Below are 20,960 nucleotides of genomic sequence, written 5' to 3'. Positions count from 1 at the left end.
ATCAGAGGCTAGTTCCGAGTGGCTTAAAAGAACGTTAAACCCACTTGGAATAGCCGCTCCACATCACGAATGCGCCGCTTATCGATCACGAATAGAATGACGTGGTCACCGCTCTCTACCATCACATCTCCATGGCCAATGATGACCTCTTTGCCTCGCACAATGGCTCCTATGGTGGTGCCTTCAGGCAGATTTATCTCAGCAATGGTACGGCCCACAACCTTGGAGGACTGTTTATCACCGTGGGCGATAGCCTCGATGGCTTCCGCCGCGCCACGGCGCAGCGAGTGTACGTTGACAATATCGCCTCGGCGGACGTGAGTAAGCAGGCTGCCGATGGTTGCTTGCTGGGGGGAAATGGCAATATCGATTTCCCCCCCCTGAACCAAGTCCACGTAGGCAGCATTGTTAATCAGCGTCAGTACCTTCTTGGCTCCCAAGCGTTTGGCCAGCAGCGACGACATAATATTCACCTCGTCGTCGTTGGTCAGGGCACAAAAGATATCGCACTCTTCGATATTCTCTTCTTCCAGCAGCCGCTTGCTGGTGGCGCTGCCGTGAAGTACCACCGTACGGTCAAGCCGCTCTGAAAGCGCAGTGCAGCGCTCTAAATTGTGCTCGATAATCTTGACCTGATGGCTATGCTCCAGGTGTTCGGCCAAGCGCTCACCAATATTGCCGCCTCCGGCAATCACTACCCGGCGGAAATCCCGCTCAACACGGCGTAGCTCGCTCATTACCGCACGAATATCGCGCCGTGCCGCCAGGAAAAACACCTCGTCGTCGGCTTCAATTACTGTGTCGCCACGGGGAATAATCGGCCGGTTGCGGCGGTAGATTGCCGCCACACGCGTTTCCACATTGGGCATGTGCTTGGCTAAAAAGGCTAAATCCTGCCCCACCAGTGGGCCACCGTAGAATGCCTTTACTGCTACCAGTTGCACCAAGCCACCGGCAAACTCCAAGACCTGCAGCGCGCCGGGGTGCTCAATTAGACGGCGCACATGATCCGTGACCACCTGCTCGGGGCTGATCAGTACATCAATAGGAATTGCTTCGTGGGCAAACAGCCCTTTTCGAGTTAGGTAAGCCGTTGAGCGAACGCGGGCAATTTTGGTGGGGGTGCGAAACAGCGTATGTGCTACTTGGCAAGCGATCATATTGACTTCGTCGCTATTGGTCACCGCGATTAGCATATCTGCGTCTTCACAGCCCGCCTGACGTAGCACAATCGGATACGAAGCGGCACCTGTGACGGTACGAATATCCAGCTTGGTGTGCAGTCCGCGCAGTTTCGAGCCGTCGGTATCGACAACGGTGATGTCATTCTCTTCGCGGGCGAGGTGCTCCGCCAGGGTGGCACCGACTTGGCCGGCACCTAAAATAATAATCTTCATCGGTGGTTGGGGCACTCTGGAGGCATGTCTCTGAAGATAGTCACCTATCTATAGGGAAGCTGTCGAGAGCTACAGCGCTAGGAAGCCCCCTTAATAAGCGAAAAACCCATTTTTTTACGCCTTTTTGACGGCTAACGCCTTAAACGTCATCGATTTTTTACGCAGGCAATCTCTAAGCTCTGGGTGCCAATCCAAGGAGGCACTTCGATGAATTTTGTATTGTTGATAATCGCGACCGGCACAGCAGCGTACTTGTTTTACGCGCTAGTTTGCCCCGAGCGTTTTTAGGAGATTGCCATGCACGACATGATCGCCATTTATGCCATCGTGGCATTACTTGGTGTGCCATTGGGGATATACATCGCCCGCGCGCTAAGTACTCAGCCCAGCCGAATCGACACGCTATTCAGAGTGATAGAAACGCCTATCTACCGGTTAGCAGGCGTTAATAGTCAAAGCGTAATGACGTGGCAAGTCTATGCGCTCGCCATTCTGAAATTGCATGTAGGCTTGATACTGCTGGCATGGTTGGTGTTTATGTGTCAGGGCTTACTGCCCCTGAATCCTGACGGCATACCCGGCATGAAGTGGGATACAGCGCTCCATACGGCGGTGTCGTTTGCCACCAATACCAACCAGCAGCACTACTCAGGCCAAGCGCAGCTTTCCCACCTCAGCCAAACCTTTGCCATTGTAACGCTGCAGTTTTTAACTCCCGCTACGGGGCTCGCTGTACTTGTCGCAATAGCGCGCACCTTACTAGTGGCCCGGCCTGTGGGAACGTTAACAGGGGTTGGCAATTACTATCATGATCTGACCCGCACGGTAGTGCGCGTTATGTTACCGCTGGCAGCGGTGGTGGCGCTATTACTGACCTCGCAAGGAGTGCCCTCTAGCTATCAGGCGGCGCACCAAATTGAAATGCTGGATTCGCAAGTGGAAGAAGTGCAGTCAATCCCTTTGGGGCCAGTTGCATCCATGGTCGCGATCAAGCAGCTGGGTACCAATGGGGGGGGCTGGTATGGGCCAAACTCTAGCGTTCCGCTTGAGAACCCAACGCCGTTGGCCAATGTGATTGAAACTGCCTCGCTGACAATCATTCCCTTTGCCTTACTGATTGCCATCGCGCTGATTAGTGGCCGACGCCGGTTAATGATGGGCATTGGTGCTGTGATGCTAACGTTCTCGCTGATTTCCACTTCTGTTGTGGTTTCCTCGGAACGTATGCCGAATGCTGCTCTTGCTGAGCTTTCTCAACCTGGCGCTAATCTGGAAGGCAAAGAGCTGCGATTTGGTACTGATCTTTCTGCTCTATGGGGCAGCTGGACGACACAAACATCGAACGGCTCCGTTAACGCCATGCACGATAGCTTCAACCCCATGGGCGGTATGATGGTGTTGATGGATATGTTTGTGAACGTCACCTTTGGCGGCGTGGGCGTTGGGCTTATTGGTTTCTTTCTCTATCTGATGTTGGCGGCTTTTGTTGGCTCATTGATGGTCGGTAGAGCGCCAGAGCTGTTTGGTAAGCCGCTAGAAACCCGTGAAATGCGCTGGATCTCTCTAGCGATTCTGGCGCAGCCGTTAGTTATTCTTGGTCTCTCCGCGCTTACCGTGGCGATTCCTGGCGCTGCTGGAACCTCAAACCCTGGTTTCCACGGCCTATCCCAAGTGCTTTATGAATACACCTCTGCATTTGCCAATAACGGCTCTGGTTTTGAAGGGCTTGGCGATGATACGACGTGGTGGAACCTCGCCTGTGTTATTGCACTGATGGTCGGTCGATTCCTGCCCATGTTGGTGCCATTAGCGGTGGCCGGATGGCTGGCAGCGAAGCGCACTGCACCCGCGGGACGCGGCACTCTGCCGATGGATAGCCCCGCATTTATGGGATTGACCGCCGGTGTGATTGTGATTGTTAACCTGCTTGGCTTCTTGCCAGCGTTAGTGCTTGGCCCGATTGCTGAAGCCGTGACGCAAGGCTTCTAGGAGAAACGAGATGTCACATACTGAGCTTGCTAAACAGCCGCGTCGTTCGCTACCCATTAGCCAGGTCGTCGCCGGGGCTGTAAAAGGACTTGCGCCTCATCAACTAGCGCGCAACCCCGTGATGGCGGTGGTCGCCATTGGTACCGTAGTGTGCTTTGGGCTGACGCCCATTGCCTTTGCCCAGGGAGAAAACGGCGGCTTTGCGTTGGCCATAGCGTTGTTGTTGCTGGCCACCGTACTATTTGCCACCGGTGCCGAGTCGCTGGCAGAGTCACGTGGTAAAGCCCATGCCGGGGCGCTGCGTAAAACCAAGGGAGAACTGAAGGCAGCTAAGCTGAATGCTGATGGTACGACCAGCAATGTTACGGCTGACTCCCTACGCAAAGGCGATCGTGTGAAGGTTGTTGCGGGAGAGCTGATTCCTGCCGATGGCGATATCATTAAAGGTGCTGCCTCGATCAATGAGTCGGCTGTTACCGGTGAGTCTGCGCCCGTACTGCGTGAAGCGGGCACCGATAACAGTGGTGTCAGTGCCGGGACCAAAGTGTTGTCGGATCATCTGATTATTGAAGTTAGTGCTAACCCTGGCGAATCGTTGTTAGATCGCATGATTGCCCTGGTGGAAGGTGCTAACCGACAGAAGACACCTTCCGAGCTGGCGCTATCGGTACTCTTGGCCATGCTAACGCTGGTGTTTTTGATCGTGGTCGTCACGTTGGTGCCCATGGCGGCTTTCGTAGGCGTTGAAACCTCCACGGTCATGCTTGTGGCGTTACTGGTGTGTTTGATTCCCACCACCATAGGTGGCCTCTTACCCGCTATTGGTATTGCGGGTATGGAGCGCGCTATGCGGGCTAACCTGGTGGCTAAATCCGGTAAAGCCGTCGAGATTGCTGGTAGCATCGACACCTTACTACTGGATAAAACCGGCACGATAACGCTTGGCGATCGTCGTGCAACGGAGTTTGCTCCCTGCCAACAGGTCCCGCGTCAGCGAGTTCGTGACGTGGCATTTTTGGCCTCACTCGACGACCCCACGCCAGAAGGCCGTTCCATTGTGGCGCTGGCCACTGAGCAGGGCGTCGATGTCCAGCTTAGTGAAGAAGCTGATGGCGCAACTTTTGAAGCATTCAGTGCGGAAACACGCCTGTCAGGCGTTGATCTGACCAATGGTAAAAAGCTGCGCAAGGGGGCTCCTAATGCCATTGCTGAATGGGTAAAGGCCCAAGGCGGCGATCTACCCAGCGATTATGAGCAGGTCATTGCGCGTATTTCTCGGGATGGTGCAACCCCCATTGCGGTAGCAGAAGGTAAGCAGATTTTGGGCGTGGTGGCGCTGTCTGATGTGATTAAAAGCGGTATCGCGGAGAAGTTTGCTGAACTGCGTGCCATGGGTATCAAAACCGTAATGATCACGGGTGACAACCCGATTACTGCTTCGGCTATTGCCGCTACGGCGGGGGTGGATGACTACATTGCCGAAGCCACTCCAGAGCGCAAGCTAGCGTTGATTCGCGAAGAGCAGGCCAGTGGCCGTTTGGTTGCCATGGTGGGGGACGGCACTAACGATGCGCCTGCTCTCGCTCAGGCTGACCTGGGGTTAGCAATGAATTCAGGTACTCAGGCAGCCCGTGAAGCGGCCAATATGGTGGATCTGGACTCTGACCCCGGCAAGCTGATTAGTGCGGTGGAAATTGGCAAACAGTTGCTGGTTACCCGTGGCGCGCTGACGACGTTCTCGCTGGCTAATGATGTGGCTAAATACTTCGTTATTTTGCCAGCGCTATTTGCCGCCAGTTTCCCTGCGCTTGGTGTGCTCGACGTCATGAATCTGCATTCGCCGACTACAGCGGTGCTAGCAGCGGTGCTATTCAACGCGTTAATCATTCCTGCACTGATTCCCTTTGCCTTACGCGGTGTGTCTGTAAAGGCGGCGTCGGCGACGGAGTTGTTGCGTCGAAATCTGCTGATTTACGGCCTGGGTGGGCTGCTGCTGCCATTCCCTGCCATCAAGCTTCTCGACATGCTGATTGCGTTATTTATCTAGGAGAAACGTCATGAATGTAGATATGAAACGCCAGATCGCTGCGAATGACGATGTGCTGCAGGCAAAGGCTTCCTGGGGTAATGCACTTCGCTTTATGGTGGTAATGGCAGTTCTTTTGGGGCTGATTTACCCGCTGGTTACCACAACACTGGGTGGCTGGTTATTCCCCGAGCAAGCCCAAGGTAGTTTAGTTCGAGACGTCTCAGGTCGGGTGGTCGGGTCAAGCTTAGTGTCCCAAACGTTTGTCAGCGATGAGTACTTTATTGGTCGCCCGTCAGCGGCGGGCAATGATGCAGGTGACGTCTCGGGCTCTAACCTGGCACCGAGTAATGTATCGCTGCGCGAGCGTGCCCAGGCAGATGCAAATGCCATTGCTCAACGTGAAAACGTGAGTGTTGATCAAATCCCGGTAGATCTGATAACCGCGTCTGGATCAGGTATCGACCCACATATCTCGCCTGAAGCGGCTGAGCTACAGGTTGCGAGAGTAGCGCAAGCGCGCGGAATCGACGAAGCTAGTGTGGTGGAGCTAATTGACCAAGCACTTGAAAACACAGGCTGGCTGGGGGCGCCGGTGGTGAATGTGTTGCGGTTGAATGTCAGTCTGGATGATCGCTTTCCAGTATCATCAAGCACCGTAGCCTTAACCCCAGCGTCCGTTACCCCGACGGTTTCAGACACCATGGAGTAAACCAATGTATTCAGCGGATCAGCGACCCGATCCCAATACATTGCTAAAAGCCGCGCGCCGAGAGGCGCGCGGCTGTTTGCGTGTATTTCTGGGAGCCGCGCCCGGTGTCGGTAAAACCTACACCATGCTTCGCACCGCCCGTGAACGGGCAGAGGAAGGTGAGGATATTGTGATTGGCGTGGTGGAGTCACACGGACGTGCCGATACCGAAGCCTTGTGTGATGGGTTGGCGCGGCTTCCATTAGCGCCTTTACAGCACCATGGCCAAACATTCTATGAATTTGATATTGATGCGGCCCTGGCGCGGCGTCCTAGTATTTTGCTGGTAGATGAACTGGCCCACCGTAACATTCCCGGCAGTCGGCATGCTCGTCGTTACCAGGATATTGAAGAACTACTGGATGCAGGGATCGACGTGTGGACAACGGTTAACGTCCAGCATCTCGAAAGCCTGAATGATGATGTCGCTCGGATTACCGGGATTCGCATGCGCGAAACGGTCCCCGATGCGCTGTTAGAGCACGCCCGAGATGTGTCGCTGGTTGATTTAACACCAGACGAACTCCTTGAGCGCTTAAGGCGTGGAAAAGTCTATATTCCCGAGCAAGCCCGTGCTGCCATGGAAGGCTACTTTAATGAATCCAATCTCAACGCGCTGCGTGAGCTGGCGATTCAAACCATGGCCGAGCGAGTGGATACTGATGTAAAGGTGGCAATGGGCGCTGGTGGCAGGGCAGGCCCCTGGCCGGTAAGGCCGCACCTGTTGGTGGTCATTAATGGAAGTGAAGACGACGTATCGCTGGTTCGCGCGGCTCATCGAATGGCAGAGCGGCGTTTGGCGGCATGGCGAGCAGTCTACGTCGATAAAGGAATTGTCTCCCCGGAGCAGCAGCTAGTCGTTGAACAAGTATTCAGCTTGGTCACGCGGCTGGGTGGCGATTCAGTACGTTTACAAGGGCACAGCCAGCTAAGCGAAGTCCTCAACTACGCACGCTCAATTAATGTGACCACCATTGTGGTGGGTCGCGAAGCAAAGCGTCGTTGGTGGCGTTGGTCGCGGCCACTGGCCCATCGTTTAATGGCCCATGCCGAGGCATTTGATATCGTTGTGGTGGCTAAAGGAGCCGTGAAAAAGCGCACCGATAAATGGCGGCGTGGCTGGAAACTGCAGCCTCCCCAATTACTGGGCACGAGCTTGGCGGTATCGGCGTCCCTGGGGGTAGCCCTCATGCTGGAACCCTGGCTTGAACTGGCCAACCTATCATTAGTGTTTCTAGTGGCTGTACTGTTTAGTGCCGTATGGGCGGGCACTACCATGGCGATGTTCAGTGCCATTGCAAGCTTTTTAGCATTTAACTTCTTCTTTACCGAGCCGCGTCTAACCTTTGCCATGGTGGAGCGTGGGCAACTGCTGACCGCAGTGTTCTTCTTGCTCGTGGCCGTGGTGGTCGGGCAGCTTGCGGGTAGGGGGCGTCGGCGTTTGATTGCACTGCGTGCTAGCCGCGACCAGACCCAGCTTTTATTGCGTTATGCCGAACAGCTATCGACCGCGACAGACAGTGCCAGTGCAGCAAAAATTGGCGTTGATACATTGGTGCAGTGTTTCGCGGTACCCACGCTATTTATTGAAACTGCCGAAAGCGCGAATGAAGTGCGTGTTGTTCACGCGCTGCCGGATTCGGAACGATTGAACATGGCGGCTAAGCAAGCCGCGGTGTGGAGCTGGCAGCATCAAAAACCCAGTGGCCAAGGCACCGGCACCCTGAGCCAACAGGCTTGGCGTTTAATACCACTGGCAGTGCAGGGAGAAAAAGTAGGGATGCTGGCGCTTAAGCTATCGGAAAGCCCAAAAGCACTCAATCACGAGCAAGAGTCGTTAATGGATACGTTGGTGCGTCAGCTTAGTATGGCGCTAGAGCGCACTCGGCTAGTGGCAGAGCTGAACACAACTCGTGTCTCCGAAGAAAACGAACGTCTGCGCTCCGCATTACTCTCGTCGGTGTCCCATGATCTGCGTACGCCACTCTCTTCTATTATTGGCTCGGCCAGCTCGTTGATCGAACTCAAACCGCAGCTAAGCGATAGCGACCAACGTGAGCTGCTCGATGGCATCTTGTCCGAGAGTGAGCGCCTCAATCGGTACATACAAAATTTGTTGGATATGACCCGGCTAGGGCACGGCACGTTAAAAATTGAGCGAGACTGGGTAGCGTTTGACGACGTCATTAACTCAGCGCTCAAGCGCTTAGGACAGTCCCTCAAGCATGTTATCGTGCGTAAATCTTGGCCTCCTTCGTTACCGCTACTTTATGTTCACCCTGCGCTGGTAGAACAAGCGCTGGTTAATGTCTTGGATAATGCTCAACGTTTCTCGCCACCAGGGGGCGAATTGAGCATCAAAGCGCATCTTAACGAAGGCGACCCCGCAACGCTGGTGATTACTGTTGAAGATCAAGGCCCGGGTATTTCTCCTGAACTGCGTGAACAGGTATTCGATATGTTTTATAGCGGTGGAGACGGCGACAGAAGTGCCCACGGCAGTGGCCTTGGTTTAGCCATATGCCGTGGCATGATTGGTGCCCACGGCGGCACGATTATGGCTGAGCCGGGCGAAAGTGGGCGAGGCACCGCGATTATTATAACGCTGCCATTATTAGGTACAGATATCAGGAGGGGTGATGAAGAGTGAAGGCAGCGGTCGCATTTTGATTGTTGACGATGAGCAGCAGATTCGGCGTTTTCTGCGTATCAGCCTAGCCTCCCAGGGTTATGGCGTCCTGGAGGCGGAGAACGGCAAGCAGGCGTTAGCAATGGTATATACCCAAGCCCCCGACGTCGTGCTGCTCGATTTAGGTTTGCCTGATATGGGGGGCCATGAAGTACTGCAGGGAATACGTGAGCACAGCACCGTACCGGTCATTGTTGTATCTGTGCGCGACCGGGAGGAAGAAAAAGTCTTTTCGTTAGATAACGGTGCCAATGATTACGTGACCAAGCCCTTTGGTATTCAAGAGTTACTTGCGCGTATAAGAGCGGTATTGCGCTTGGCACAGAAGGCACGGGGAGAGCAAACATCAAGCTACTATGTCAGTCAGGGGCTAGTGATTGATCTGGATCTAAGGCGGGTGACGCTGCAACAAGAAGATGTCCATTTAACCCGAAAAGAGTTCGCTGTCTTGGCTCGTCTGTGTCGCTACGCTGGGCGTGTCGTCACACAAACCCAGCTGCTAAAAGAGATATGGGGGCCAACACATGTAGACGACACGCACTATTTGCGTATCGTGATTAGTCGCCTACGGCAGAAGCTGGGGGATGACCCACAAACACCAACCCTGCTTCAAACAGAAGCAGGGGTCGGGTATCGGTTGCTAGTAGAAACAGCGCTGCGCCCTGAAACACTGCGCCCTGAAACGTAGTATTGTGCAGAGCATATTAACGTCGCCAGAACATTGGTGTGAGCAGTACCACGACCGTTAAAATTTCCAGGCGACCCATTAACATACCGATGCACAGTAGCCATTTAGCTGCATCGGGAAGCGTTGCAAAGTTGCCTGCCGGGCCAATGGTATCACCGAGGCCAGGGCCTACATTCGCCACCGCAGTAGCTGCGCCGGAAAGGGCGGTGACTAAATCCAACCCCAATGCTGAGAGGCCTAGGGCAAGCACCGCAATCGTAATAAAGAAGAAGAATGAAAAGGCCACCACGCTGCGGGAAATATCACTGGTAACCGGCTGATGATTATAGCGAGAGGTGAATACACCATTAGCGTGGATGAGGTAGCGAAGCTGGTTGAGCAGCATCATCATGGCAATCTGAAAGCGGAAAACCTTCATACCTCCGCTGGTAGATCCACTGCACCCGCCTACAAAGGTAAGGTAGAAAAACGCAACCACTGGCAGTGAACCCCATAGTGTGTAGTCATCTGAAGCGTAGCCAGTGGTGGTGACCACCGAAATCACATTAAACGTCACATGAGTTAGCGAAACAAACCAGTCATCGCCCTGGAGCACTCGCCATGCGCTCAGCATGACAATGGCTGCTAGCAGAAGCTTTAACAGGCCACGTACCTGCTGGTCTTTCCACAGCGCACTACGAGATGTACGAATAAAGCGAATATATAAAACAAACGGTAGCGCGCCACACAGCATAAAAAAGCTACCCATCCACAGTAGCCACGGCTGCTCAGCGTAGGCACCAAACGAGGCGTCAGAGTTAGCAAAGCCACCGGTCGCCAGTGAAGTCATTCCGTGAACCACGGCATCTAGTGGCAGCATTCCACCTGCCCAGTAACTCAGCATGGCCACAAGTGTCAGCCCCACATAAATACTTAGCGTCGCTTTCGCAATGCCGCCGGTGCGGGGCATCACTTTATCCGACCAGTCTGAAGATTCAGTGTGGAATAACCGCATACCGCCCACTTTAAGAAACGGCAGAATGGCGATGCCCATTACGATGATGCCGATACCGCCCATCCACTGCATTAAGCCTCGCCATAGCTTCAAGCCATCGGATAGCTCGTCAATCCCCGATAAAATGGTTGAACCGGTGGTAGTGATAGCGGAGACCGACTCAAACACTGCATTAGTGACACTGAGTTGTGGTGCACCCAAGATAAGCGGAAGACTGGCAAAGCAGCTAATACTGGTCCAACTGCCTGCCGTCAATATAAACATTTGCCAGGGCTTCAGCTCCAGCGATACGCGACGGGTGAGCAACCAAGTAATAAGAGTGGCGCTCAGAATAATTAGCAGGGACATCCCGAAAGCGGGGGCGTCAGGATCTTTTTCAATAACAAGAACCATCCAAGGCAGTGCCATAAACATGGCAAGAACTAACCATAACACTGCCATAATTTTAAAAATTTGCGCCCAATTGCGGTAAGCGTCTCGATAGTAAATCCCGGTGGGAAAGATGGTCATAGATCCGCTCTTAAATTGCCCTAATGTTTAGCGCGATATCACACCATGGCAATCGCAAAAAGTCCGTAAAATTTTTCTAAAAAAATACGCAAGTAATGAAAACAGTAATAGTAATGAGCGAAGTAATGAAAAAACCGGCCCTATTAATAGGGCCGGTTACGAGCAAGCTGCTCAAGCGAGGAAACGGGTATTGATTAAGGCTAGCCTTTGACGCCCCCCGCGGTTAATCCGCCAATAATCCAGCGCTGGCAGATCAAAAACGCGACGGTAATGGGCAGGCCGGAAAGCACTGCGGCGGCGGCAAAGTTGCCCCAGCGCTGGTTGTGGTCGGCAAGGTATTGCTGAGCACCTACTGCCAGAGTGAGCTTGTGTTCATCCACCAGCAGTACTGAGGCCATGGGGTATTCCATAATGCTCATGACGAAAGCCAGAATGAAAACCACCATCAAAATGGGAATCGACAGCGGCAGCAGGATGTAGCGGAACGCCTGCCAAGTGCTGGCGCCGTCCACCATGGCGGCTTCTTCCAGCGAGCCATCAATCGACTCAAAGTAGCCTTTAATGGTCCAGATATGCAGGGCGACCGCGCCCAGTGATGCCACGATCAGTGCGCCGTGGGTGTTGATGCCCAGCCAGCCAACAAACTGTCCCAGCCGGTCAAACAGGGCGTACAGTGCCACAAGCGACAAGACTGCAGGAAACATCTGGAAAATCAGCATGCCTTTCAAAAGCGGCTCTTTGCCTTTAAAGCGCATACGTGCAAAGGCGTAGGCGCTGGTAGTGGCCAGCATCAGAATTAGCACTGAAGATACCACTGCCACTTTGATGGAGTTCCATAGCCACAGCAGCACGGGAAAGGGCGGTTGAACAATACTGCCGTCCGGACGTTCCCAGGGTATGCCCAAGGCTAGTGACCAGTGTTCTAACGAGAAACGTTCGGGAATCAAGCTGCCGGTAGCGAAGTTGCCCTCGCGAAATGAAATCGAAATCACCAGCAGCAGTGGGAAGACGATCAGCGAAACAAAGCAGATCAGTGCAAGGTGAGCGCCTAAGCGGCGCGCACCAACTGAACGGGGTTGAACCATGGCCATGAGTAACCTCCTAAACCTTAACCTTGGAAAGGCGCAAATTAAGCAGTGACATACCTGCGACCAAGAGGAAAATGAGCGTTGCGATGGCGGCTGCCAGCCCAAAGTTCTGTCCGGCATCCTGGAAGGCAATGCGGTAGGTGTAGCTGACCAATAGATCTGTGGTACCTGCCGGGGTACTTGCGCCCAAAATGTCAGGGTTGCCTCCCGTTAATAGTGCAATCAGGACGAAGTTATTGAAGTTAAACGCAAAGGCGGCAATTAACAGTGGTGTTAGCGGTTTAATAATCAGCGGCAGGGTAATCTTGAACAGATTAGTAATTGGGCCTCCACCATCTACCGCTGAGGCTTCATAGAGATCTTGGGGGATGGCTTGGATTAGTCCCATGCACAGCAGCAGCATATAGGGGTAGCCCAGCCATGTATTGACAACCAGTAGCATGGAACGCGCCAGCCACGGGTCGGTGAACCACTCTGGCCGAACGCCAAAAAGTGTGTCCAGAATCATATTCACTTCACCGAAGTGCTGGTTAAACATGCCTTTAAAAATCAGGATGGAGATAAAGGCGGGCACGGCGTAAGGCAGAATTAACAGCGTGCGATAAATGGCTTTGCCCTTGAGCTGGTCCCACTGCAGCAGTGATGCCAGCACAAAGCCTACCGCAAGGGTAAAAACGACGGTAAGTGCAGCAAACACAAAGGTCCATACAAATATCTGCATGAATGGGCCGCGAATATCGGGGTCAGTAAAGATCTGTGTGTAGTTGGCAAATCCAACATTCACTGGCCAGCCAGGTGTAATACGCTCTCCGGTATCAGCGACGAAAAAACCAATAGTGTGATCTGGTGTCAGCAGCCGGTCATCGCGGCGGTCAAAAAGCGTGCCGTTTTCACGCGGCTCATAGCGGTCGAGCATCGGTGCAAACTGACGAATGCCCGCCATGCGCAGCTCAGTACCATCCGGCGTTATTAAACGCAGCGCTTGAAGAGCACTACGGGCCTGGATCATTTCGCGCATTGGCAGTGTTTCACTAGTAGGTAGTGCGTCAGCTGCTTGTATACCTATTTGGCGGATTTCCTGGTTCTCTAAGTTAAGCGGCGACGAAACAAACTGCTGTGTGCCGCTATCCAGCAGTAGCCGAGTTAAATCGCCCTCACGATAAAGCGCAAGGTCAAACGCGGCGTCATCTTCTTGGTAGGTCTGGCGCAGCAGCTGACTGCGCACGCGCTCTTCAGAAAGTAAATTACTTGAGCTGTAATTACTAAAGCTGATGCCAATGGTGTAAAGCAGCGGAAAAATAACAAACACCCCAAGTCCTGCCACCGCTGGGAAAATATAGCGGTGGCTCATCAGCGTGCGTTTGGTAAACACCACTGCCAGCGAGCCACCTAGCACTGAAAAGAGCAGTGCAAACATCCACTGGCCATTAAGGTGAAATGCCAGTACTAGCCATAAAAGTGCGATCACTAATACAGCGATTAGGCAGCGTAGTGTCCAGCGTGTGTAACGTTCGGCGAGGTGGCGAGAACGGTGGCGGGGGAGGCCACGAGACGCATTGGTGGTATACATAGAGATTTCCTAAAGGCTGCTTGCTACCCAGTAGCAAGCACCGCCGGGCAGCAGGGGCAAAAAAGTGCTACTGGCGCATACGCCGAGCTGCTGCATCTAGTGCTTCTTGAGGCGATTGGCGCCCGCTGCCGATGTTTTGCAGCGCAGGCTCCATGGCTGCCCAGAAAGCCCCCATTTCAGGAATGTTCGGCATAGGCGTGCCCGCTTCCGCGTTTTCAAGTGTTGCGGCGATGTTAGGGTTATCAGCAAGTTCTGCCTGGTAACTGATATGTGCTACCGCACCCAGTGAGCCATCGCTATTGAAGGTGCGTATGCCATCTTCACTTAGCAGGTAACTTTCCAAAAACTCAATAGCTAAAAAGTCGTTCGGTGTTGCCGTGTTGATCATCGCGGTCATCACACCGAACATCGGTTTGGCTCGTTCATCACCTACTTTGGGCAGCAGTGCGACGCCATAATCTATCCCGCTGCGCTCCAGATTAGGCCATGCCCAGGGGCCGCTGATCATGGTGGCTACTTCGCCTCGGTTGAAGCGGGTGTCCATTAAGTTGTAATCGGTTCCCCGGGGCAGTACGCCGCTTTCAATCAGTTGTACTAGCAGCTCAGCCCCTTGCAGGGCTCCTTCGTTATTCACGCCTATATCGCTGACATTAAAACCGTTCTCTGTCTGCTTGAAAGGGTAGCCTCCGTTGGCAGCAAGCAGTGTCCAGCCGTAATAGGGTTCACTGTAATCAAACAGGATGGCTTTTTTGCTTTCTTGAGATAGCGTTGTATCAAGTTCCATCAGTTCGGCAAAGCTTTCTGGCGGTGTTTCTACTAACGCCTTGTTATAAATGAGCCCCACTGATTCAACCGATATCGGATAGCCGTAGGTTTCGCCATTCCACAACGCGGCTTCCCAGGTAAAGTCATAAAATTCCTCACGGAAGGCGTTACTGGGAGCGACCCGTTGTAGTAACCCGCTTTGCGCCCATTCGCCTATCCTGTCGTGTGCCCAGATCACGATATCCGGGCCTTGGCCGCTGCCAGCTGCCTGCTGGAAGCGGTCGGTAAGGTTGTCAGGGAAGACCACTTCTACCTTTATTCCCGTGTCTTCAAAAAACTGCTCGGCAACAACGCGAATTCCTTCCTGGCCTTTATTGTCACCCATCCAGATAGTTAGACGGTCATCCTCGAATGCAAAGGCAGGTAAGGTGGCGCAGGTAGCTAGCGTAGCGGTCAGCAGTGGCGTGAAAAATGCTCGAGACATTGCCATGATGTGATTACCTCGTTTTTTTAACATTATTGTTATTGCGCATATGCACGAAGGCGATTAGACGTGCTTTGTTCATTACCAGCGTCGCTAATTCAGCGCAAAGCTACCTCCTCCCTGTGGCAAGGCCGGGTGGCGTATCTAAGGGGCGTAGGGCGGAAAGTACTTGCTGGAGTGGATAAGTGCGCTGTGAATGCTGGCTGGGTGACTAAGTAAAAAGCATTAATAGGAGGTAGGAAACAATATTTGTAGTAAAATTACACGAAATGTTGCGTATAATGCCCATTATCAGATAGATTTTAGGTAATCTAACTACATTAGATCATCTAATTACAAATAGGAGCTGAGATGAGCCAGTCACATGCCCCGCTGGGCGATCCAAAGCATGCGATTGATTTAGCGCTTTTTGGTGCGTTAGGCGATCTTGCTATGCGCAAGTTGTTTCCCGCGCTTTATCATTTAGACCGCGAAGGCTTGATGCCTGAAAGTACGCGGATTATGGGGCTGGCACGCCAGGAACACGATGTTGATGCATTTCGCCAACTGGTAAGCCGGGCGTTGCAAAAGCGTCTCAAAAAAGGTGAGCAGGACCCAGAGAGCCTTGAGCGTTTCCTTAACCGCCTAGACTACCTCAAGCTGGATTTCAAAGAAGCAGGTGGTTTTGAACAGATACGCCAGTGGCGTGAAGGTTCCAGCCAGCCCATGGTGGTGTACCTCTCTGTGGCAGCACGTATTTATGGCGATATTTGCTATAACCTTCAGGCCAGCGGCAGCCTGGATGATGAAAGCCGTGTGGTAGTTGAGAAGCCAATTGGCTATGACCTGGCCTCTTCAGAACAGATCAATGATGCCATCGGTGCGGTGTTCCCCGAGTCGCGAATCTATCGTATCGATCACTACCTAGGTAAAGAAACAGTACAGAACCTGATTGCCTTGCGCTTTGCTAATCCGCTATTTGGCACTCAGTGGAACCAGAATCATATTTCCCACGTTGAAATCACCGTCGCGGAAAAGGTGGGCATTGAAGGCCGCTGGGGTTACTTCGATGACGCTGGTCAGCTGCGAGATATGGTGCAGAACCACTTGCTGCAGCTGCTCTGTTTGATCGCCATGGATCCACCTTCCAACCTGGATGCAGATGCTATCCGAGATGAGAAGGTGAAAGTGCTGAAGGCTCTGAAGCCGTTTACTGGCGAGGCCTTAGGCCGTGATGTGGTGCGGGGCCAATATATTGCGGGAACCAGCGATGGCCAGCCGGTACCTGGTTACCTGGAGGAAGAGGGGGCTAATACTCAAAGCCATACTGAGACCTTTGTGGCGATGAAGACCGAAGTGGCCAACTGGCGTTGGGCAGGCGTGCCGTTTTACCTGCGTACCGGTAAGCGCATGCCAGAAAAACTGTCGCAAATTGTTATTCACTTCCGTCAGCAGCCGCACTACATCTTTGACCCCGATCAGCGTGGTATTGCGTCTAATAAACTGATTATCCGTCTGCAGCCGGAAGAGGGTATTGCTCTACAGGTGCTTACCAAAGATAGCGGCTTAGACAAAGGCATGCGCTTGCGTCCTGGTCCATTGCATTTGGATTTTAATAGCGCTTTCCCAAAATCGCGTATCCCTGATGCCTATGAACGTTTGCTGCTAGAAGTGATGAAAGGCCAGCAGTATCTATTTGTACGCCGGGATGAAGTTGAGCATGCCTGGCGTTGGTGCGACCAGCTCATCGACGGCTGGAAAGTACGGGAAACACCGCCGCGCCGCTACCCCGCCGGCTCTTGGGGGCCGGTTGCCTCCATCGCTATGATTACCCAAGACGGCCGCAGCTGGTATGAGGATTATTGATATGAGTGAATTACGCCAAGCGTTGGCCGAGCAGTTAGCAGAGGCGGTTTTTCAAGCATTAACGGATGATCTTGCCCGACAAGAACGTGTTCTCTTGGTCGTATCTGGTGGCTCCACTCCGGTGCCATTTTTCAAAGCCCTAGCGGCGAAGCATCTGCCTTGGAAGCAGGTTGATATTACCCTGGCCGATGAGCGTTGGGTCGATGAGCAAAGCCGCGATAGTAATGCCAAGCTCGTACGGGAAAACCTGCTCCAGGGAGCGGCTGCTGATGCCAACTTTGTACCATTGACCACTGGTGATTTGACGCCGGAAGAGGGTGTTGAGGAGGTTGCTAAGCGCGCAGCATCTCTGCCCTGGCCTGCCAGTGTTGTCATCTTGGGTATGGGGGGAGATGGCCATACAGCATCGCTATTCCCTGATAGCCCCGAACTGACCCTGGCGCTTGCCACGGATGAGCTTTTAGTGGCGGTAAGAACACCAAGCCAGCCACAACCACGGATTACCTTCTCTGCCGACCGTCTGCATCAGGCAAAGCGGCATATTCTGCATATTACCGGCGATGAAAAACGCACTGTATTGGCCAATGCCATGAGTGGTGATGATGTTCGCCAACTGCCCATCCGCGCCTTCCTATCTTGCCCGCTGGCGATTTACTGGGCGCCCTAGGGGCAGGCCTTCGCCAATAATAATTGCTTGGAGATTTATAGATGACCATCGATAAACAGTTACCCTCAACCCGCACCGCCGAGCTAGACAGCATTTGCTTAAAAGCTGAAGTCATTCCGGTAATTACCATAGAGCGCATTGAAGATGCCGTACCGCTGGGTCGCGCCCTGGTAGAGGGTGGCTTAACTGTGTTGGAGATCACCCTGCGTACTGACTGTGCACTAGAAGCCATCAAACGTATGCGTCAAGCGTTACCGGGTGCCAGTATTGGCGTGGGTACGGTATTAACGCCGGCCCAGTACCGTCAGGCTGAGCAGGTCGGTGCAGATTTTGTGGTCACCCCCGGCGCAACCGAAGCGCTATACCGCTACGGCGTAGAGAGCCCTGTGCCCATGTTGCCCGGTGTTTCGACTATTTCCGAGCTAATGACCGGGTGGCAGTACGGCTATCGCCGTTTCAAGTTCTTCCCTGCTGAATCCAGTGGCGGTGCAAAAGCGATTAAAGCATTTGGTGCCCCGATACCGGAAGCGCGCTTCTGTCCCACTGGCGGCATTACCGTAGACAATGCTGATACATACCTTTCCCTACCCAACGTCATGTGTGTAGGTGGCTCCTGGTTAACGCCCAAAGCAATGGTTGATGCAGAAGATTGGGACGGCATCCGTGAGCTAGCTCGGCAAGCCTCCGAACGGTTTCACCACTAATCTGTGATTAGCATGATGTAGGCCATACTGAGCACTCTCGTAACTTGCCTCACTGATGTCGGGTCGTGTGCGCAAGACGTTTGCCCGAGCATATTGCCATGCTCGGGCTTTTTTATACCTACTTTACACATACGCCTAAAGAAGGTAAGCCTTATAGCTATTGGTCGTGATACGCTAACTTAAACGATTAAGTTAAGGTTTTAGCATGACGTTAGCGAATTTTGTGCCCCAGCGGCCGCAGCTGCACATGACGCCGCCTATGGGCTGGATGAATGATCCCAATGGGTTGGTATATTTTGAGGGCGAGTACCATCTCTTTTATCAATATCACCCTTTTGACACGGTTTGGGGGCCTATGCACTGGGGGCATGCGGTTAGTAAAGACCTATGCCGCTGGCAACATTTGCCTATTGCGCTTGCACCAGATGAGCAGGGGGCGTGCTTCTCAGGTAGTGCGGTGGTGGATGAGCTCGATGTAACAGGACTATTTGGTGGTAAACCGGGGTTGTTGGTGTTTTACACCTGCCACAAAGTGCTCTCCAGTGACCCAGAGGATTATGAGCAGTCTCAGTGCGTAGCCTACAGCTGTGACCGTGGGCGTACTTGGCAGCGTTTTGCACATAATCCAATCTTGCCACCGCCAGGATTTAAAGACTTTCGTGACCCAAAAGTGTTGTGGCACTCGGCTACCCAGCGTTGGGTAATGGCGCTGGCCTGCGGGCAGGAAATTCATTTTTATACTTCGAAAAACCTGCTGGACTGGCAGTTTGCCAGCGCCTTTGGTGAGGGCCACGGGGCGCATACTCAGCACCCTTGGGAATGTCCTGATCTGTTCGAACTACCCGTGGAAGGTGCTAGAAATGGGCAAGTGTCTAGCCGTTGGGTGTTAATCGTAGGCATTGGCGCTACGCCAGATAATGCCTTTGGCTCGTTCACGCAATATTTTGTGGGGGAATTCGACGGGCAGTGTTTTATTAACGATCATTCGCCCCATGACGTCATGATGATGGACGAAGGGCGCGACTTCTACGCCGTGCAAAGCTGGTCGAATACCCCGGGGCGTCGTTTAGCCGTGGCTTGGCTCAATAATTGGCAGTATGCCAATCATGCGCCCGAAGCAGGTTGGCGAGGAATGATGAGTCTACCTAGAGAGCTCACCCTGCGTGCGACATCAAGAGGTATTCAGCTTTGTCAGCGTATCGCCAGCGAGTGCCATGAAGCGTTAACGGCTTATCCGCAAACCATTGTGCCGCAGGAGTGGCTAGGTGTTGGCCAGCATGTGCTCTTGGCCTCTCAGCAAGCGATAGGGCGTGGGGTGCTTACGTTTACCTTGATGCCAGGCAGCCGAGTGGCGCTGTCACTTCAACAGGGCGATCATCAGTGGCTTATTCTTGAAGCGGGAGACGAGGACGTTGCACTGCGCTATACGCGACAAGGTGTGAATGGACAAGCTGCTTTCGATAACCATTTTGCCTGTGATCATGCGGCGGGTAGCATTGATGGATTAACCGTCACGGTAGAGTGGTGGTGCGACCATGGCTCGTTGGAGATTCTGGTTAACGGTGATACGCAGCAACGAGCGATTACTCAGGTTAGCTTTATAAGTCAAATTAAAGGCTCACTTGATGTGAAAGTTTTGGAAGGCAGCGCAAGGTTACTAGAAGGCAATGTGGTATCGAGGAAAGAAGCGGTAGCGCAAGAAAAAAATGCGGTCACTTCTTGTACTTATTAGCGTGTTAGTGGGATGTAGCGTATAAGCTGGAGACATGGTTAAGGGCGTGTTGTTGCACGCCCTTTTTGCTACAGGCGTTACGTATTTCTTAGCGCTTCAATATCACTATGAGTTGGCAGTGCGGCGTAGGCGCCTGGGCGTGTCACTGCGTGAGCGCCACAGCGGCAGGCAATATCTACCGCTCGGGTTAGAAAGGCACTGTCCTGATGCCAGTTCTCATCAATGCCGTGTTGTGAAAGCTCCGCCAGCAGGCCGCCAATAAACGCATCACCGCCAGCGGTAGTATCAACAGCGGTCACCTGTGGCGGCGTGATTGTGTGATCAAGGCCGACGCCTTTCAGGACCACATTGTTAGGGCCGTCGGTGATTAAAATCACTTTTACCCCACTGGCAAGCCGTTCAGATAGCCACGCTTCCTGTGAGTGCCCGCCACGCAGATAATCAAGCTCCTCTAGCGATACTTTGATGAGATCGGCGCTGTCCAATAGCTCGGTCACTAGCCAGAGGTTAGCTGACCCTTCGATCCACAAATTGTGGCGTAGGTTGGCATCTACACTCACTAAACAGCCTGCACGCTTAGCCATCGATGCAATGGCTAAGGTAGTGTCGGCAATTTCTGAATCAGTCAGACTATTGCTGCATAAGTGGACAATAGCGGGTTGTTCAAATACGCCGTGGGGCAGGTGCTCAGTGCGATAAAGCAAGTCGGCTGCCGGTGGGCGATAAAAATCAAACGTGCGCTCGCCGCTACTGTCCCTGGAGACAAACGCCAGCGCCGTCCGTGCTTCTTTTGTCAGTACCACGCCCTGGGTATCCACACCATGGCTTTTTAGCTCACGAATAAGGAAGTGGCCAAACGTATCGTCGCCTACCATGCCTAAAAACTGGCTGGGCACGTTAAGTCGGGCACAGGCAACGGCGACATTAGCAGGTGCGCCACCTGCGTAAGGTGTGAAGGTTTCCTGCCCAGTGTCATCGCCTAAGCGGCTGGATAGCATATCAACCAAGGCTTCACCGAAAGCAATCACCGGCGTCATAAGTTATTCCTTGTCATTATTAAT

At 53.2% G+C, this 20,960-nt stretch carries 16 protein-coding genes; 10 read left to right on the top strand and 6 right to left on the bottom strand.

Translation table 11 applies throughout. The features are described 5' to 3' along the window. Positions 1-23: 23 nt before the first annotated feature. Positions 24-1,397: a Trk system potassium transporter TrkA gene (gene trkA / locus CPA45_RS10215; protein ID WP_096651448.1), complete on the bottom strand. Its 1,374-nt coding sequence runs from the start codon at positions 1,395-1,397 to the stop codon at positions 24-26. Between the two features lie 207 nt (positions 1,398-1,604). Here trkA and kdpF point away from each other — a divergent pair, with 207 nt between their 5' ends. Genes kdpF through CPA45_RS10185 form a run of 6 tightly spaced genes read left to right on the top strand, consistent with a single transcriptional unit; the run spans position 1,605 to position 9,540 of the window. Beyond that, positions 1,605-1,685 (top strand): K(+)-transporting ATPase subunit F, encoded by an 81-nt coding sequence (gene kdpF, locus CPA45_RS23265; protein ID WP_096651447.1) that lies wholly within the window; start codon positions 1,605-1,607, stop codon positions 1,683-1,685. 9 nt (positions 1,686-1,694) lie between these two features. Then, a complete protein-coding gene (gene kdpA, locus CPA45_RS10205; RefSeq protein WP_096651446.1) occupies positions 1,695-3,386 on the top strand; it encodes a potassium-transporting ATPase subunit KdpA in 1,692 nt (563 codons plus the stop codon). 10 nt (positions 3,387-3,396) lie between these two features. Further along, positions 3,397-5,433: a potassium-transporting ATPase subunit KdpB gene (kdpB, locus tag CPA45_RS10200; protein WP_096651445.1), complete on the top strand. Its 2,037-nt coding sequence runs from the start codon at positions 3,397-3,399 to the stop codon at positions 5,431-5,433. A gap of 10 nt (positions 5,434-5,443) precedes the next feature. Further along, on the top strand, positions 5,444-6,124 hold the full coding sequence (gene kdpC, locus CPA45_RS10195; RefSeq protein WP_244287578.1) for a potassium-transporting ATPase subunit KdpC: 681 nt from the start codon (positions 5,444-5,446) through the stop codon (positions 6,122-6,124). Between the two features lie 4 nt (positions 6,125-6,128). Next, positions 6,129-8,813: a sensor histidine kinase gene (locus CPA45_RS10190; RefSeq protein ID WP_096651444.1), complete on the top strand. Its 2,685-nt coding sequence runs from the start codon at positions 6,129-6,131 to the stop codon at positions 8,811-8,813. Further along, positions 8,803-9,540 (top strand): response regulator, encoded by a 738-nt coding sequence (locus tag CPA45_RS10185; RefSeq protein ID WP_096651443.1) that lies wholly within the window; start codon positions 8,803-8,805, stop codon positions 9,538-9,540. The genes CPA45_RS10190 and CPA45_RS10185 overlap by 11 nt, the downstream gene beginning before the upstream one ends. A gap of 16 nt (positions 9,541-9,556) precedes the next feature. Here the strand turns inward: CPA45_RS10185 and CPA45_RS10180 are convergent, their stop codons facing one another. The 4 genes from CPA45_RS10180 to malE all read right to left on the bottom strand — a co-directional run bounded on the left by CPA45_RS10180 (position 9,557) and on the right by malE (position 14,957). Next, positions 9,557-11,044: a TrkH family potassium uptake protein gene (locus tag CPA45_RS10180; protein ID WP_096651442.1), complete on the bottom strand. Its 1,488-nt coding sequence runs from the start codon at positions 11,042-11,044 to the stop codon at positions 9,557-9,559. 200 nt (positions 11,045-11,244) lie between these two features. Then, complete coding sequence (malG, locus tag CPA45_RS10175; protein ID WP_096651441.1) at positions 11,245-12,135, bottom strand: maltose ABC transporter permease MalG; 891 nt, start codon at positions 12,133-12,135, stop codon at positions 11,245-11,247. Positions 12,136-12,145: 10 nt separating this feature from the next. Continuing rightward, positions 12,146-13,702 (bottom strand): maltose ABC transporter permease MalF, encoded by a 1,557-nt coding sequence (gene malF / locus CPA45_RS10170; RefSeq protein ID WP_096651440.1) that lies wholly within the window; start codon positions 13,700-13,702, stop codon positions 12,146-12,148. A gap of 67 nt (positions 13,703-13,769) precedes the next feature. Beyond that, positions 13,770-14,957 (bottom strand): maltose/maltodextrin ABC transporter substrate-binding protein MalE, encoded by a 1,188-nt coding sequence (gene malE / locus CPA45_RS10165; RefSeq protein WP_096651439.1) that lies wholly within the window; start codon positions 14,955-14,957, stop codon positions 13,770-13,772. A 345-nt stretch (positions 14,958-15,302) separates the two neighbouring features. On the opposite strand from malE, the gene zwf reads away from it, so the two are divergent. From zwf to CPA45_RS10145, 4 genes are all read left to right on the top strand, one after another. Continuing rightward, on the top strand, positions 15,303-16,796 hold the full coding sequence (gene zwf, locus CPA45_RS10160; protein ID WP_096651438.1) for a glucose-6-phosphate dehydrogenase: 1,494 nt from the start codon (positions 15,303-15,305) through the stop codon (positions 16,794-16,796). A 1-nt stretch (position 16,797) separates the two neighbouring features. After that, on the top strand, positions 16,798-17,463 hold the full coding sequence (gene pgl, locus CPA45_RS10155; RefSeq protein WP_096651437.1) for a 6-phosphogluconolactonase: 666 nt from the start codon (positions 16,798-16,800) through the stop codon (positions 17,461-17,463). A gap of 41 nt (positions 17,464-17,504) precedes the next feature. Next, complete coding sequence (locus CPA45_RS10150; RefSeq protein ID WP_096651436.1) at positions 17,505-18,167, top strand: bifunctional 4-hydroxy-2-oxoglutarate aldolase/2-dehydro-3-deoxy-phosphogluconate aldolase; 663 nt, start codon at positions 17,505-17,507, stop codon at positions 18,165-18,167. A gap of 205 nt (positions 18,168-18,372) precedes the next feature. Beyond that, positions 18,373-19,899 carry a glycoside hydrolase family 32 protein gene (locus CPA45_RS10145; RefSeq protein WP_096651435.1) on the top strand — a complete coding sequence of 509 codons (1,527 nt, stop codon included), beginning with the start codon at positions 18,373-18,375 and terminating at the stop codon, positions 19,897-19,899. Positions 19,900-19,976: 77 nt separating this feature from the next. On the opposite strand, the gene CPA45_RS10140 is transcribed toward CPA45_RS10145, so the two are convergent. Then, entirely contained in the window at positions 19,977-20,936 is a 960-nt protein-coding gene (locus CPA45_RS10140) for a carbohydrate kinase family protein (RefSeq protein WP_096651434.1), read from the bottom strand. Between the last annotated feature and the right edge of the window lie 24 nt (positions 20,937-20,960).

It is taken from the genome of Vreelandella nigrificans (assembly GCF_002374315.1).
In the GTDB taxonomy this organism is placed as follows: Bacteria; Pseudomonadota; Gammaproteobacteria; order Pseudomonadales; family Halomonadaceae; genus Vreelandella; species Vreelandella nigrificans.
Note: the sequence above shows the minus strand (reverse complement) of the source record. Positions and strands in the feature narration are given on the sequence as shown.